Raw genomic sequence first — 15,838 nt, 5'->3', positions numbered from 1 at the left:
AAAATCGTTTTTCGTTCACTTTTTCCATATTTTAGCCGGTAGGAAAGTGAAAACCTTCCTGTCTGGCTAAAGTATTCAGCTTTATTAAATTGTTTAGAACGTCATCGAGACTAGAACAATATACAGTAAATGCAATTTGTATTTACCAAAATTTGGGTGCTAGTTTTATAAAAAAGTGTATCGAGTTTTCTAAATCTTCTAAAAATGGGACGAGGAATGGAGGGGTGAAGTGGATACCATCAAAAGATGGAAGCAGGAAAAAAGATTATTCGTTGTGTGGATTTCTGTGTTAGCAGTCATCTTTTATCTGTCTCTTCCATTATCTCTAGCATTTATTCCCGACAAAATGAATAAGCCGTCGTTGTTTGGGCTTTCATGGGCATGGATTTATGCTTTCTTGCAAGTTCTTATGACATGGCTTATTGGCTGGATTTATTGGGTAAAAGCTAAACAACTGGATCAATTAGTTGAAAGGATGAGGCAGGAGGAAGCGGAATGAATTTTACTTATTTTTTATTCTTTGTATGTATCGTTATTTGTACGTTGATCATTACGTATTGGGCAGCAAGAAGAAGTAAAACGACAATTCAATTTTATACGGCTGCAGGAAAATTAACCGGTTTTCAAAATGGATTGGCGATAGCTGGCGATTATATAAGTGCCGCTTCCTTTTTAGGAATTGTTGGTGCGATTGCTTTAAATGGCTATGATGGTTTTCTTTATTCTTTAGGATTTTTAGTTTCTTATTTAGTAGTTTTACTGTTTGTTGCCGAGCCTGTTCATTATCTTGGTAACTATTCGCTTGGCGATGTCGTTTGCGCGCGCTTCCCTAGTAACCAAATGCGGTGGATTATGGCAATTGGTTCTTTTATAATTTCAATTTTTTATATGATCCCACAGTTGGTCGCTTCAGGGCTTTTAATCCGTTTATTGTTAAATATTGATTATTCAACATCTGTTCTTATTATTGGAAGTCTTATGACAGTATACGTTGTCTTTGGTGGAATGATTGCTACTTCCTGGGTACAAATTGTAAAAACAATTTTACTTATGTCAAGTACATTTTTACTATCATTAATAGTTTTTTCTTTTTATGAATGGGATATCCATGCACTAATTGATGAGGTAAAAGTAGGAACACCGATGGGAGATCAATTTTTTATGCCTGGTCATTTGCTTACTAATCCACTAGAAGTTATTTCTTTATATGTAGCATTAATTTTAGGTACAGCAGGGTTACCGCATATTTTAATTCGATTTTATACGGTTAAAAATGCCTCTGAAGTAAGAAAGTCTGTTCTTACAGCTAGTTGGATCATTGGACTATTTTATGTAATGACATTAGTGCTTGGCCTTGGGACTGCTGCGGTTATTGGTTATGATCAGTTAATAGCAGCTGATTCAACTGGAAACTTAGCAGCACCATTATTAGCAAAAGCACTTGGAGGGGACTTTTTACTTGCATTTATTTCAGCCATTGCTTTTACAACCGTTGTAGCGGTCGTAGCTGGCCTCGTTATTTCAGCAACTACAGCTTTTTCTCATGATATTTATCATCATATTATTAAAAAAGGTAAAACTACGGAAAAGCAGCAATTACGAGCTGCACAATGGTCTGCTTTAGCGATTGGTCTTATTTCTACTCTATTTGCTTTAGGCCTAGAAAACATTAATGTAACTTTTCTTGTTTCTTTAACATTTATCTTTGCAGCGTCTAGTAATTTACCAATTATTTTATTCACCATTTACTGGAAACGATTCAGCCAAGCAGGTGCGATGATCGGAATGATAAGTGGGCTAATTGCGTCATTAACTTTACTTGTTTTAGGACCACATATAATGAATATAGATAATGGCTGGATATTAAGAGAGCCACTTTTTAACTTATATAATCCTGGGATTATTGCGATTCCAATTGGATTTTTAGGAGCTATCCTTGGAACTTTTTTATTTCCCCAAAAGGATCCAATTAATTTTGAACGATTTTATTTAAAGGCACAAACAGGAGTCGAAATGAAGGAGCGAAGATGATTGAAAGACTTAACAATTATACTCTTAGAACGAATTGGTTTATTGTTAGTCATTGCCTTCGTTCTTACGCGAATCCCTAAATTCAGCACATTATTATACCGGGAATTTAATACGAAAATGACGATCATCCATGCGTGTGTGTTTGGTGTATTTGCAATTACAAGTACACATTTTGGTATTGTACTTTCGAATGGAGAAATTGTCGGTACAGGATTTGTAGGGTCTGTAGAACCAGATCAAATGGTTGTTAGTCTAAGTTTGATTGCTGTTGTAATTGCAGGGTTATTAGGCGGACCAATCGTTGGTTTAGGTGCCGGGATTATTGCTGCTGTTCACTTAGTTTTTTTGGGAGGAATTGGCTGGTTTGCAAACATGTTAGTTAACCCACTTACAGGACTACTCGCAGGGCTAACAGGACGCTTTTTTTCAAAAGCACGTGTGATATCTCCGGTTCAAGCGCTTTTCATTGGAGTATTCCCTCCTATATTGCAAATGCAGCTTTTACTAGTGTTGTATCCGCAAAATGAAAGTATTATCCATTTCGTGAATTTAGCCGGTCTTCCGCTCGTATTATCAAATAGTATTGCAATAGCAGTTTTTACTGCCATGATCGGGATTGTGTTGAATGAACAGGAAAATGAAGCAGCTTTAGCAACAAAACAGGCGTTAACAATCGCAGAGGAAGCTTTGCCATTTCTAAAAAGTGGCTCATTAAGTGATCAAGCGGAAGGGTTCGCTAACTTATTGTATGACAGGCTAAAAGTGGCAGCTATTTCTGTAACTAGCCAGGATGAAGTATTGGCCTTTAAAGGAATAGGTGCTGAACATCATCAGGTTGGGCATAAAATTATTACGCCATTGTCAAAAAAAGCTTTGAAATCAAAAGAAATACAAATCGCTTATTCTAAAGTTGACATTGCTTGTGAACATCCAGAATGTCCACTGGAAGCTGCAATAATCATACCGATAACCGAAGCGAATGATACGATAAGTCTTATCAAATTTTATTTTAGAAAATCGCAACATATTAGACCTATTGAAAAAGAATTGGCTCAAGGGATTGGACAATTGATATCCAACCAGTTGAAAGTTATTGCGAGTGAAAATTTAAAAGCAAATATAAAAGATGCTGAACTAAGAAATTTACAAGCGCAAATAAATCCACACTTCCTTTTTAATACATTACATTTAATTGCAACATTATTTAGAGTGGATCCGAAAAGAGCGAGACATATTACAATCCAATTAGCTAATTTTATGCGATTCAACTTAGGGATTGCTTCCGAGTCGTTAATCTTATTAGAAAGGGAATGTGAGCATGTTAAAGCTTATATAGAAATTATTCAAGCTCGATTTTCAAACCGACTGCAAATTAATTTTATACAAGAACGGACGATTTCAAAAGTGCTAATACCTCCTTCTACGATCCAACCGCTTGTTGAAAATGCTATTCAACACGGATTGAAAACTGTAACAACGAATGGAAAGATTGATGTTTTCATTGAAAAGAAAGGTGATAAAGTTCAGGTGACTGTCCAAGATAATGGGGTTGGATTTGATGAAAAGGAAATTGAAAATATTATGAACAATCGTAAGTCTATCAGAAATAATGGAGGGATAGGTTTATATAATGTAAACCAGCGCTTAATAAGTTTATTGGGAGAAGATGCACGTTTACATGTTGAAAATCTGCCAAGGGGAAGCAAAGTGTATTTTACCATCCCAAATGGTACTGTAAGGAGGACTTTAAATGAAAATTAACGTGATGATTGCAGAAGATGAATATTTAGCACGCGAAGAGTTGATATACTTGCTAGAAAAGGAAAAAGATATTGCGCTTTGTCCAAGTGCCGAAACTGGTGAAGAATTAGTGGAGTTGTATTTAGAACATAAGCCAGATGTTTTATTTCTTGATATTGAAATGCCCGGAATTACTGGGGTGGAAGCGGCAAAACAGATTATGAAATCAACGAATAACCCACCGTTATTTGTATTTACTACAGCATATGATGCTTATGCTATTGATGCATTTGAAATTGAAGCAGTAGATTATTTGTTAAAACCATTTGATCAGGTACGTTTACATCAAGCGATGGAGCGGATTAGAAAACGCTTATTAGATAGTAGCGAGACTCCTACTCATATTCCCAAGAAATTAAGTTCCAAGTTATTAATCGATGATGGAGAAAAAATGATTGTTTTGTCTCCTGATTCTATTTATTATGCTGTTCCTTCACAACGAATGCTCGAAATTCACACTGAAAATGAAGTTATTGAAAGTAAGATGACGTTACAAGAGCTAGAAAAGAAATTGGAAGGTCGCTCGTTTTTTAGAACGCACCGCAGTTATTTGGTGAACTTAAATCATATTCTTGAAATTACCCCTTGGTTTAATGGTGCATACAACATAACGTTAAAAAATAAAGAGAAAACAACTATACCAGTTAGTAGATCAGCACGGAAAGCATTATTTGAAAAATTTGGCCACTAAATAAATTTAATATAATACCACTTAGTCCCTTTTTCTGACCATTCAAACAAAACCAACACAATTTGTTCACGATTTTGATAAACTCTTTTTAAGCGTTTTCATTAAATGTTAAAGGGAGGTAATATCATGTCAAAATCAATAGCATTTGAAAAAATAGAAAAAACGGAGGAGTTCCAAGATTTAAAAAGAAGGAAGTACCGGTTTATTTTCACTGTACCAGTATTATTTTTAATATACTATTTACTGTTTATAGTTATGTCAGCATATGCAAAGCCGCTAATGTCATCTATCGTATTTGGTAACTTTACATTTGGTTATTTATTCGGAATCTCTTACTATGTAGTTATTTGGGCTTTAGCTTTTATTTACGTATTTAAAGCTAAATCTTACGATAGACAAGTGGACGACATTATAGCTAAATATGGACCAAAAGAAGAACAAGAAAAGGGGGCATAAAAATTGGCATCAGCTCAATTATTTGGAATAATACTATTCGGAGCAATTATTGCATTAACAATGTATGTAACGTATTTGGCTTCAAAAAGAACGACAGGTACTGGTGACTTTTATGCAGCAGGTCGTTCATTAACAGGATTTCAAAACGGACTTGCAATTGCCGGAGACTATCTGAGTGCGGCCTCCTTCTTAGGGATTGCAGGACTAGTTGCATTGTATGGCTATGATGGTTTCATGTATTCGATCGGATGGCTTATGGGTTATGTAATCGTTTTATTTATTGTAGCAGAGCCATTTAGAAACTCTGGTAACTTTACGGTTGCGGACGTTATTTCTTATCGACTTAAACAAAGACCAGTTCGTACTGCTGGGGCAGTTGTAACAATGGCAATTACAATGTTCTATATGATTTCTCAACTGGTTGGTGCCGGTGCAATCATTCACTTATTAGTTGGTATTCCATATACAGTTTCACTAATCATTGTTGGTGTACTAATGATGATTTATGTAACACTTGGAGGAATGTTAGCAACGAGTTGGGTTCAGATTATTAAAGCGGTAATATTAATGGCTGCAATGCTTATTATGTTAGCTTTTATCGCTATTGTCTTTAAGTTTAACTTATCATCCTTATTTGGAACAATTATCAATGGTGGTGAAATTCCAGGGTTTGGTAAAGTTGGCGGACAAGGAATGGAATTTTTAACACCTGGTGCATTATATTCGAACCCGATTGACTTGTTATCATTGGGTATTACGTTAATTTTAGGAACAGCCGGTTTATCACACTTACTTGTTCGTTTCTTTACAGTACCTACAGCACAAGCTGCCAGAACATCCGTTGTTTGGGGTATGATTATCATTGGTTCATTCTACTTCATCATCGCAATTATCGGTTTTTCTTCAGCTTCACTTGTTGGGTCAGATGCAATTAATGAAGCTGGTGGTGGTGGAAACATGGCCGCACCATTACTTGCCCAAGTTCTCGGTGGGGGAGAAGGAACAATTGGCGGAGAATTATTTATGGCTGGTGTTTCAGCTGTAGCATTTGCGACAATCGTAGCGGTTGTAGCTGGACTCGTTATCACTGGTGCAGGAGTTTTTGCACACGATATCTATACAAACGTTATCAAGCGTGGAGAAGTTGACTCAAGGAAGCAATTCCAAGTTGCTAGAATTACTGCATTTGTTATCGGTGTAGTATCTATCATCTTAGGAATATTAGCAGAAAACTTTAACGTAGCACAGTTAGTTACGTATGCATTTGCTGTTGGAGCTAGCTCTAACTTACCGGTTATAATTTTCTCAATCTACTGGAGACGCTTTAATACTCCAGGTGCGGTTGCGGCAATGTTAACTGGAACAATTACAACAGTTATCTTGATTTTATTAAGCCCGAACATAATGGGAGATGCTGCAATTTACCCATTAACAAACCCAGGATTATTTAGTATTCCATTAGGTTTCTTAGCGGCTGTAATCGTTACCCTAATGACGAAGCCTGAAGACAATGATAAGATGTTTGCTGAAATGTCTGTCCGTGCTCATACTGGTTTAGGAGCAGAAAAGTAAATTGTTTTAGTAAACCAAAAAAACCAACTATCACGTTATGTGATAGTTGGTTTTTAGTGTATAAAGGGATCCATTATTGGGATTACCCTACTGGTGAAGTTGCAAAGCAGCCCACTCGTTATGCTCTTAGTAGCTAGAAAAGATGCGAAGTGGCTCCGCTGTCGTGCATAGTGGCTATAAAAGATGTGCGGTGTCTCCACCGTTATGCTTAGTGACAGTAAAAGATATTTAGTCACTCACGCCACATAAAGTCTGGTAGCTAAAATAAGTGGCATGCAAAGTGTAATCCCAACTTACGGAATCACATCCCTGCATGCCTCACTACTATAGCTTATTCCGCTTCTGTTGCGGCACTTTCCATTTGTACCTGAACATTTTCCATTCTTTTAAATACACGACAACCTCCGTCAGGTAGTTTACTACAATATGGACATTTCTTTACATCAGTAATTTTTAAAGCATAATTAATCGCATCTGTAGTATCATCAAAGAAGTTATCAGATCCTATTACATCATAGAGTCCACTTCGTTTTAACATGTTTAAAGGTTCCTTTCGAAGTTCAGTGATCAGAACAGTTCCTTTCTTTTTAATGAAGTCTTTAACAAATCGAGATAAATTCGCTTCACCTGTCACATCGATCATGGAGACGTGTCGCATTTTTAAAATTAAGACAGATGGGCGTTTACGAATCGAGCTCGATAATGTTGATTCAAAACGATCTGCTGCACCGAAAAATAGTGGACCGTGAATTGTAAAACTAGCAATCTTCGGACAACTGTATTCCGCTCTTTCACCTTTACCTCGCCCTTGTCCGTTAGCAAATTGTATAGGTATAATGTCTTTTACTCGTAAAACACCACTTATTCTTTTCACAAAAGATACCATTGCAAGTAATAATCCGATCGGTACTGCGATCGTTAAGTTTACAAAGACAGTAAGTAAAAAAGTAGTAACTAAAACTAAAGAATCCGATGTACGTAGCTTTAGAATGGAACCAAATGATTTATATTCACTCATATTAAATGCTACAACCATCAAGATTGGTGCCATACTTGCTAATGGAACATGGGAAGCAAAAGGTGCAAATAATAAAAGTGTCAGTAATACGAATACACTTTGGAATATTCCAGAAAACGGGCTAATTGCTCCACTTTTGATATTCGTAGCGGTCCTTGCAATTGCTCCTGTAGCGGGTATTCCACCAAAGAAAGGTGTAACGATATTAGCTAATCCTTGTCCAAATAATTCTCGGTTAGACTTATGCTGTTTACCTGTCATTCCATCTGCTACAACAGCGGATAAAAGTGATTCGATTCCTCCGAGCATGGCAATCGCAAAGGCTGGTTGCCAGAGGTATAACAATTTATCAAAGGTGATTTCCGGAAAATGAAATCCCGGGAAAGACTGTGGGATTCCTCCAAATGCAGATCCAATGGTAGCAACTTTTCCAGGGAATAAAAAATAACTAATTATCGCTGGGATTACTAGAGCGACTAACAGAACTGGAACCCTAGGAAAAAACCTTGGGACAAAAATAATAATGAGCAATCCGATTATTGCAATAACGATGCTAAAGATATTTACCGTATGGAACTTGTGAAAAAGTTCGAGAATCGTTTCGTGGAAATATTGTTTACTTTCTACGTTTTCAAGACCTAAAAAGTTCTCGATTTGTCCAGAAAAAATAATTACTGCTATCCCTGACGTAAATCCTATTGTAACAGACCTAGGTATATACGTTATTAAACTACCAAATTTAAACACACTCATGAGGATAAGCATAATACCAGCTAGCATTCCGGCGATTAATAAATCCTCATAACCGTACTGTAAAACGATTGCTAGTAGAATTGGAATAAACGCACCAGTTGGTCCAGCGATTTGAAAGTGCGAGCCACCGAAGATAGCTACAATTAATCCGGCTATTATCGTCGTGTAAATTCCATATTCCGGACTTACACCTGAGGCAATAGCAAACGCCATACCGAGCGGAATAGCAACGACACCAACTGTGATACCAGCGATTAAGTCCTTTCTCAAATCGCTTGTTGTTATTCCTTTAAAGCGATCATCTCTAAACAATTTACAACACTCCTATATAATTATTGAAACGTAAAACGACAGATCCCTAGTTGATCGCAAAAAAACTAGTAATCTGTCCGAATTAAAGTAATTACCAGACTAATACCTATTGTAACACAAAAGACCCAAAAAAGATATGTTGTTATAGTACAGATGAGCAAATTTTAGAAACAGATTGCGTTAAGATACAGAGATGGTAGAATGAAAAGAACTAATATTGTTTTTAATCGGAAAATCTAAAGGTGGCTCAGACATGTTCAAAAAAATAATTGATGCACATATTCATATCGATAATTATAAAGAACAAGATCAAATTAGAATTTTAAACGATTTAGAGAAGGATCAAATTGATTCTCTAATATCAGTATCAAAAAATTTATCTTCAGTTAAGCAAGTTCAAAAACTAGCAAGTAAATATAAAGCGATAAAACCAGCATTTGGGTTTCATCCGGAACAAGCAAATCCTAGTGAAATGGAAGTCATTGAGTTGACTCAGTTTATTGAGCAACATGCAAATGAAATGGTTGCGATTGGTGAAGTTGGTCTTCCCTTTTATCTTAAACAAGAAGATCCCTCAGTAAAAATTGAAGCCTATATTGAGCTGCTAGAATATTTCATTAAACTAGCAAAAAAATATGAGAAGCCGATAATATTACATGCCGTGTATGAAGATGCTCTGATCGCTTGTGACTTACTTGAAAAACATTCTGTTAAACAAGCCCATTTCCATTGGTTTAAAGGAGATAATCAAACAATTGAACGAATATTTGCTAATAAATATCATATCTCCGTAACTCCAGATATTTGTTATAAAAAAAGAACACGAACATTAGTGAAACAATATCCACTACCGTTAATAATGGTAGAGACGGATGGACCATGGACATTCAGCGGACAGTTCAAAGGTCAGATGACCCATCCCAAAATGATGCATATGTCGATACGCAAAATAGCTCAAGTAAAAAAACTTCCACTTGAAGAAGTTTATCAATCTATTTTTAATACAACTATCGACTTCTTTTTAAATGATTGATAGCATTTATGTTAAGATATATATAATGTATAAAATAAGGGGTTGAATAATATGTTAAAAGTAAACGATACGGCGCTTGTGATTATTGATGTTCAAGGTAAGCTTGCCAGAATTATATATCAAAGTGAAGAACTTATTGCGAAATTAGAAAGCTTAATTAAGGGAGCGGGGCTTCTTGATATACCGATTCTATGGCTTGAACAATATCCAAAAGGTCTTGGCCCAACTGCTGAAGAAATTAAACAGCATTTAACAGCGAACGACCCAATCGATAAAATGACGTTTAGTGCATGCAAGAATGAGAACTTCCAAGAAGAACTAAAAAAACTTGGAAAAAGTTCATTTCTCGTTGCAGGTATTGAAACTCATGTTTGTGTGTATCAAACAGTGAGTGAATTATTAAATCAAGGAAAACATGTAGAAGTAGTCGTTGACGGAGTGTCTTCTAGAACGAAAGAAAATAAAGAAATCGGACTTGAAAAAATGAAATCGCTTGGAGCAGCAGTTACATCTGTAGAAATGGCACTTTTTGAGTTAATGGAGACAGCTGAACATCCTAGATTTAAAGAGATTAGTAAGTTAATTAAATAATAATTTTTTACACAAAATTGGTAGCGCTTTAATGTTCATAGGGGGGTCATTTTGGGAGGGATAAATGATGAGAATTGTCTTGGAACAGAGACAGATGTTGAAAATGATAATGACTACAGAACTTCGTCAAGCGATTGAACTTTTACAACTTTCAACATATGAGTTAATGCAGTTTATCCGTGAAAAAGCAGAAGAAAACCCTTTTATTGAACTAATCGAGAAAGATCACGACACCCCTATAAACATTAGACGTACAGGTGTAGACTCAGCAAATCCGATTGATTATTCTGTTAGCGATAAAAAAACATTATATGATCAATTAATGGAGCAATTGGTGGATTATGACTTAACGGATTTTGAGAGAACTATAATGGAGTATCTCATCTATAATATTAATGAACAAGGCTATTTAACTATAACAGATGAAGAGGTTTGCGATCATTTAGGAATAAGTGAAAAAGAAGTTTATCGGGCGAAAAATATTCTCCATCAACTCGAACCTGCTGGAATTGGAGCAGTTGATTTGTATGAATGTCTCGTTATACAAGCGAAGAAGAAATATCCGGGAAATGGAATGTTAGTTACTATTATAGAAAATCATCTAACCAATATTGCCGAAAACGAATGGGACATTATTGCAGAAGATTTAAATGTTTCGTTGCAAAAGATAAAAGATTTAATTAAGATGATCCAAACATTGAACCCTAAACCAGTAGATCAATTAGAAGGGGAAAAAGCAGAATATGTCATTCCAGATATTTTTATTGATAGATTAGAAGAATCGAATCAATTTTCTATATCTTTAAATGATTATTATTTACCTGAAATTAAATTTAATTATACGTATTCAAATGAATGTAAACATGTCAATGAGTTATCGAAATATGTTGACAATCACTTTCAAAAATTCCACTGGCTAATAAAAAGTATTGAACAACGGAGAACGACAATTTTGAAAATAATGGATGTGATCGTAAATCGGCAGCATGCATACTTGAGTATTGGTTCGCCTATTGCATTAGAAGCTTTAACATTAAAAGAAGTTGCAGATGAAATTGGCATGCATGAATCGACAGTTAGCCGTGCAACAATGAATAAGGTTGTTCAAACACCGGTGGGGACTTTTGATTTAAGAAAATTATTTTCAAAAAAGTTAGCCACAAAAGATGGAAAAAGTACATCGCAATCTAAGGTAAAAGCATTATTAGTGGAAATGATCGATAATGAGGATAAGCAAAAACCTCTTTCAGATCAGAAAATTTCTGATTTGTTTAAACAGGAAAAAAAGATTGTTATATCACGGAGAACTGTAGCCAAATATCGCGAAGAGCTTCATATTCCGTCATCTACGAAAAGAAAAATCTAAAATAGAAGAAGAATAAATGCTATACTAGAATAGTAAGTATAAAATTATGTGAAAATCGTTGAATTGGCTTCTTTACACGGAAGTCGCTTATCTCAACGATTTTTCAATTTAAATTAGGGACAGCAACAGGAATGTTAAGAGAAACTAGGTGATTATTTGGCACGAATTTACACACTATTATTTTTCGTTATGGCAGTTTGGGGGTTTAATTTATCGGCGCTTGTCGTACTTGTAAATAGTATTGAACCAATCACATTAACAGCTGCACGAATTTTTTTAGCGGGAATAGCTGTACTTGTGATTACCAAATTGCTTGGTATCTTTCGATTACCTACAAAAAATGAATGGAAAACAATTCTCATTATTACAATTTTCAATGTGGCTTTTCACCACACTTTTTTAGCATTAGGATTAACTCGAACATCTGGTGTGAATGCAGGGATTATCTTAGGTGCTGCTCCGCTAGTGACAATGGTTTTATCGATCATTATTTTACGGGATCGTATCTCTCGACTTCGTGCACTGGGATTTTTATTAGGCTTTATCGGGATATTAACTACATCTTTAGCAGGTGCTGAAGGGCTTGAAGCTGTTTCTATTGGGGATTTAATGATCTTTTTATCAATGTTTATGCAAGCATTTAGTTTTATTTTGATTAGTAAGTTAAATCCTACTTTTGATCCACGTTTACTTACTGGTTATATGCTTTTAGTTGGCTCTGTATTTATTTTTATTATTAGTTGTATACTTGAGGGCGATTTAACGCAGCTAACGCAATTATTTACATGGAAGTTAGGAAGTATTTTTCTATTTAGTGCGATTATTGCAACGGCCTTTGGACATATGATCTATAATTTTGCAATAAAAAATGTTGGACCAACGGAGACGACCATTTTTGTAAACTTAAACACTTTGTTTGCTTTATTAGGTGCATCATTATTTTTAGGTGAACCGATTATGAAAAATCATTATATTGGACTGGTATTTATTTTAGTAGGAGTGTTTATTGGTTCGGGAACTGTTGAGTACTTAATTAGGAAAAGAAGATTAAAGTCAAGGTGAGGATAAAAAGCGTGCTTGGCTGTGCCGGCACGCTCCTCTAAATTCAGCTTGCTTTTTTAACGGGAACGTATAAAATATTAGCCGATTCCAGTCTTTTACGGACGGTGATACCAATCCATGCGGCAAGAATCGCTTTGATTATTCCTCCAACAATAAATGGAGCAAATCCTCCTAAGAATGCTGCGGTCCATGACAAGTTAGCAACCATTTTTAACCAGACAGTTCCAATAATTAAGGTGATAAACATTCCAATGATATTTGCGATAAATGCATTAATGACATTGAATTTCGTTTTTTCTAAGTATAGCCCGATCGCATAAGCTGTTGGAATGAAGCCGACAATAAATCCACCTGTTGGTCCAAAAATTACTCCTAGACCAGCTGACATTTGTGAAAATACTGGAATACCTATTGCTCCAATTATAAGATAAAGAACAGAAGATAACGTACCATAACGTGAACCTAAAATAGTAGCAGCAAGACCAATTGCCAGCGTTTGTCCAGTAATTGGAACGAGCGGTAAAGGTATTGTAACTTGAGCAAGTATTCCTACAATTGCTGCGAATAATGCTGTTACAATCATCATCTGTAGTTTAGAGTTATTCAATTTACTTTCCTCCTTATATGTATGTTAACTATATTATAATTACGTAAACGTATTTAGTAGATTACTAGAAAAAGGGGATGTTGTCAAGATTTTGTCACATACTAAGGAAGATAGGTATGCGTCGACAATTAATTTTTGCTATTTGCTTTTTAGCGGTTGTAACGGTCAAAAAATAGATGGATATATTATGGGAGTCAATGAAAATAGTTTCCTCCTAGCTGAGGGAGCAACTGAAGAAGAAGCTAGCAGATGGCTAGAAACTTACATATGAAAAATTGCTTGATTCGCAACCTGCTTTGCCTCTTGTGGCTTTTCAGTATGAAGATGAAGAAGAATTTCAAATTGATGACTATGTCCAGGTTGTATTAAGGAGAGGTTGCAACTTCTTATCCCGGGCAAGGAAAAGCTATATCTGTAAAATTAATTGAAATAAAGAATAGAGGTTGGGACAAAACAAAATAGTAGATATAAAACACGAACAATATTTCAAGTTAGCGAAAGAAATATACGGAGACTCCAGTCAGAAGAAAAGCTTTGATAAGGCACTGAAAGGCGAAGCCTGAAGGGTCTTATCAGCGCTGGTGGAAAGCGGAGTATATTTCTGTAGCGACTATTATAAACTTAGTCATTCGTGTTTAAATAACTCTTTCTAGCTTATGTCCCAATCTCTTAAATTTAATGAAACACAATTGTTTTATTATCTTTTACGATGATTCGATCTTGTAAATGCCATTTAACAGCACGTGCCAAAACTCTTCTTTCTACTTGTTGTCCTATTTTCTTAAGTGACGGGATATTGTCTCGGTGATCAACCCTTTCAATATCTTGCTCAATAATTGGTCCTTCATCCAAATCATTGGTTACGTAATGAGAAGTAGCACCGATTAATTTTACACCACGATCATAAGCGCGTTCATATGGGTGTGCACCTATAAATGCAGGTAAAAATGAGTGGTGGATGTTGATTATTTTATTTGGAAAACGTTTTACAAAACTAGGTGTTAAAATTTGCATATATCGAGCTAAGATAAGAACATCAATTTCATATTTTTCCATTAGTTCAATCTGTTTTGCTTCTACTTCTTCTCTAATATCTTTATTTGCTGGGATATAATAATAAGGAATTCCTAGTGGCTCCACGATTTCCCTTGCTGTTTCATGATTACTAATGACGAGTGGGATGTCTGTGTCCAAATCGCCACTTTGCCATTCCCATAACAGCTCAAGTAAACAGTGAGTTTCTTTTGAAACAAAAATGGCACTTCGTTTTTTGGTTTTATTATATGTGAAAGTAAAATCCATCTTAAACTTCTCTGCTAATTCAGTAAAATCATCTTCCATTTGAGCACTTTTTTCTGAAAGACCATCACAGTAATATTCAAAACGAATATAAAACATATTACTTTCATCATCGCTTGAATATTGGCTTGACTCAATAATATCCGCCCCATGCTCAAATAAAAACTTCGATAATGCTGCTACAATCCCTGGTTTATTCGGGCATTTTACTAACAAACGACCTATGTTTTCTTTTTCTTTATAATACTCTGTGAAAATTGACATAATATCTACGACTCCTACAAAAAAATTATTCTTTATTGATTATACATTAAGATGGCTAATAAATGATATTAATACAGTTGCGTTACATTTCTCACAGATGAAGTGAACTGCGATATAACTATGAAAGAATTTCTCGCTCTTCAAGATGATCGAGTCAATTTCCAAGATGTCGAGTCAATTTCCAAGATGTCGAGTCATTTTCCAAGACGTCGAGTCGAATTTCAAGATGTCGAGTCATTTTCCAAGACGTCGAGTCGAATTCCAAGATGTCGAGTCATTTTTCAAGATGTCGAGTCATTTTCCAAGATGTCGAGTCATTCTCCAAGATGTCGAGTCATTCTCCAAGATGTCGAGTCAATTTCCAAGATGTCGAGTCATTTTTCAAGATGTCGAGTCGATTTCCAAGATGTCGAGTCATTCTCCAAGATGTCGAGTCAATTTCCAAGATGTCGAGTCGATTTCCAAGATGTCGAGTCATTTTTCAAGATGTCGAGTCGAATTCCAAGACGTCGAGTCGAATTCCAAGATGTCGAGTCGAATTCCAAGACGTCGAGTCATTTTCCAAGACGTCGAGTCGAATTCCAAGATGTCGAGTCATTTTCCAAGACGTCGAGTCGAATTCCAAGACGTCGAGTCAATTTCCAAGATGTCGAGTCCTTCTCCAAGATGTCGAGTCATTTTCCAAGACGTCGAGTCGAATTCCAAGATGTCGAGTCAATTTCCAAGACGTCGAGTCGAATTCCAAGATGTCGAGTCATTTTCCAAGACGTCGAGTCGAATTCCAAGATGTCGAGTCAATTTCCAAGACGTCGAGTCGAATTCCAAGATGTCGAGTCATTCTCCAAGATGTCGAGTCAATTTCCAAGATGTCGAGTCGAATTCCAAGATGTCGAGTCATTCTCCAAGATGTCGAGTCGAATTTCAAGATGTCGAGTCATTTTCCAAGACGTCGAGTCGATTTCGCAATATATGAGTTGCCCCAG

Annotated in this window: 14 protein-coding genes; 11 read left to right on the top strand and 3 right to left on the bottom strand. The window is 35.8% G+C overall.

What is annotated here, in order from left to right:
* The first annotated feature begins 229 nt into the window (after nucleotides 1-229).
* The 6 genes from SPD89_RS09655 to SPD89_RS09630 all read left to right on the top strand — a co-directional run bounded on the left by SPD89_RS09655 (nucleotide 230) and on the right by SPD89_RS09630 (nucleotide 6,550).
* On the top strand, nucleotides 230-499 hold the full coding sequence (locus SPD89_RS09655) for a DUF485 domain-containing protein (protein ID WP_336261748.1): 270 nt from the start codon (nucleotides 230-232) through the stop codon (nucleotides 497-499).
* The gene (locus tag SPD89_RS09650; protein WP_336261747.1) at nucleotides 496-2,031 is read left to right on the top strand and encodes a solute symporter family protein; all 1,536 of its coding nucleotides are present in this window, start codon (nucleotides 496-498) and stop codon (nucleotides 2,029-2,031) included. The genes SPD89_RS09655 and SPD89_RS09650 overlap by 4 nt, the downstream gene beginning before the upstream one ends.
* Complete coding sequence (locus tag SPD89_RS09645; RefSeq protein ID WP_336261746.1) at nucleotides 2,032-3,792, top strand: LytS/YhcK type 5TM receptor domain-containing protein; 1,761 nt, start codon at nucleotides 2,032-2,034, stop codon at nucleotides 3,790-3,792.
* The gene (locus SPD89_RS09640; RefSeq protein WP_336261745.1) at nucleotides 3,782-4,522 is read left to right on the top strand and encodes a LytR/AlgR family response regulator transcription factor; all 741 of its coding nucleotides are present in this window, start codon (nucleotides 3,782-3,784) and stop codon (nucleotides 4,520-4,522) included. Before SPD89_RS09645 ends, SPD89_RS09640 begins: the two co-directional genes overlap by 11 nt.
* Nucleotides 4,523-4,648: 126 nt before the next feature.
* Nucleotides 4,649-4,978 carry a DUF485 domain-containing protein gene (locus SPD89_RS09635; RefSeq protein ID WP_336261744.1) on the top strand — a complete coding sequence of 110 codons (330 nt, stop codon included), beginning with the start codon at nucleotides 4,649-4,651 and terminating at the stop codon, nucleotides 4,976-4,978.
* Between the two features lie 3 nt (nucleotides 4,979-4,981).
* Nucleotides 4,982-6,550 (top strand): solute symporter family protein, encoded by a 1,569-nt coding sequence (locus SPD89_RS09630; protein WP_336261743.1) that lies wholly within the window; start codon nucleotides 4,982-4,984, stop codon nucleotides 6,548-6,550.
* A 331-nt stretch (nucleotides 6,551-6,881) separates the two neighbouring features.
* Here the strand turns inward: SPD89_RS09630 and SPD89_RS09625 are convergent, their stop codons facing one another.
* On the bottom strand, nucleotides 6,882-8,633 hold the full coding sequence (locus SPD89_RS09625) for a SulP family inorganic anion transporter (protein WP_336261742.1): 1,752 nt from the start codon (nucleotides 8,631-8,633) through the stop codon (nucleotides 6,882-6,884).
* 253 nt (nucleotides 8,634-8,886) lie between these two features.
* Between SPD89_RS09625 and SPD89_RS09620 the strand changes: the two genes are divergently transcribed.
* From SPD89_RS09620 to SPD89_RS09605, 4 genes are all read left to right on the top strand, one after another.
* Complete coding sequence (locus tag SPD89_RS09620) at nucleotides 8,887-9,666, top strand: TatD family hydrolase (RefSeq protein WP_336261741.1); 780 nt, start codon at nucleotides 8,887-8,889, stop codon at nucleotides 9,664-9,666.
* 51 nt (nucleotides 9,667-9,717) lie between these two features.
* Nucleotides 9,718-10,257 (top strand): hydrolase, encoded by a 540-nt coding sequence (locus SPD89_RS09615; protein WP_336261740.1) that lies wholly within the window; start codon nucleotides 9,718-9,720, stop codon nucleotides 10,255-10,257.
* Nucleotides 10,258-10,324: 67 nt separating this feature from the next.
* Nucleotides 10,325-11,623: an RNA polymerase factor sigma-54 gene (gene rpoN / locus SPD89_RS09610; RefSeq protein WP_336261739.1), complete on the top strand. Its 1,299-nt coding sequence runs from the start codon at nucleotides 10,325-10,327 to the stop codon at nucleotides 11,621-11,623.
* Between the two features lie 156 nt (nucleotides 11,624-11,779).
* On the top strand, nucleotides 11,780-12,685 hold the full coding sequence (locus SPD89_RS09605) for a DMT family transporter (RefSeq protein ID WP_336261738.1): 906 nt from the start codon (nucleotides 11,780-11,782) through the stop codon (nucleotides 12,683-12,685).
* A gap of 43 nt (nucleotides 12,686-12,728) precedes the next feature.
* Here the strand turns inward: SPD89_RS09605 and SPD89_RS09600 are convergent, their stop codons facing one another.
* Nucleotides 12,729-13,271, bottom strand: a complete 543-nt coding sequence (locus tag SPD89_RS09600; RefSeq protein WP_336261762.1) for a biotin transporter BioY — start codon at nucleotides 13,269-13,271, stop codon at nucleotides 12,729-12,731.
* 112 nt (nucleotides 13,272-13,383) lie between these two features.
* Here SPD89_RS09600 and SPD89_RS09595 point away from each other — a divergent pair, with 112 nt between their 5' ends.
* On the top strand, nucleotides 13,384-13,563 hold the full coding sequence (locus SPD89_RS09595) for a hypothetical protein (RefSeq protein WP_336261737.1): 180 nt from the start codon (nucleotides 13,384-13,386) through the stop codon (nucleotides 13,561-13,563).
* 404 nt (nucleotides 13,564-13,967) lie between these two features.
* Here the strand turns inward: SPD89_RS09595 and purU are convergent, their stop codons facing one another.
* Entirely contained in the window at nucleotides 13,968-14,855 is an 888-nt protein-coding gene (purU, locus tag SPD89_RS09590) for a formyltetrahydrofolate deformylase (protein WP_336261736.1), read from the bottom strand.
* Nucleotides 14,856-15,838 lie beyond the last annotated feature (983 nt).

Origin of the sequence: Pseudogracilibacillus sp. SO30301A (genome assembly GCF_037072025.1) — a bacterium.
GTDB lineage: Bacteria > Bacillota > Bacilli > Bacillales > Amphibacillaceae > Pseudogracilibacillus.
The sequence above is the reverse complement of the archived record's forward strand: the minus strand, read 5'-3'. Positions and strand labels throughout refer to the sequence as shown.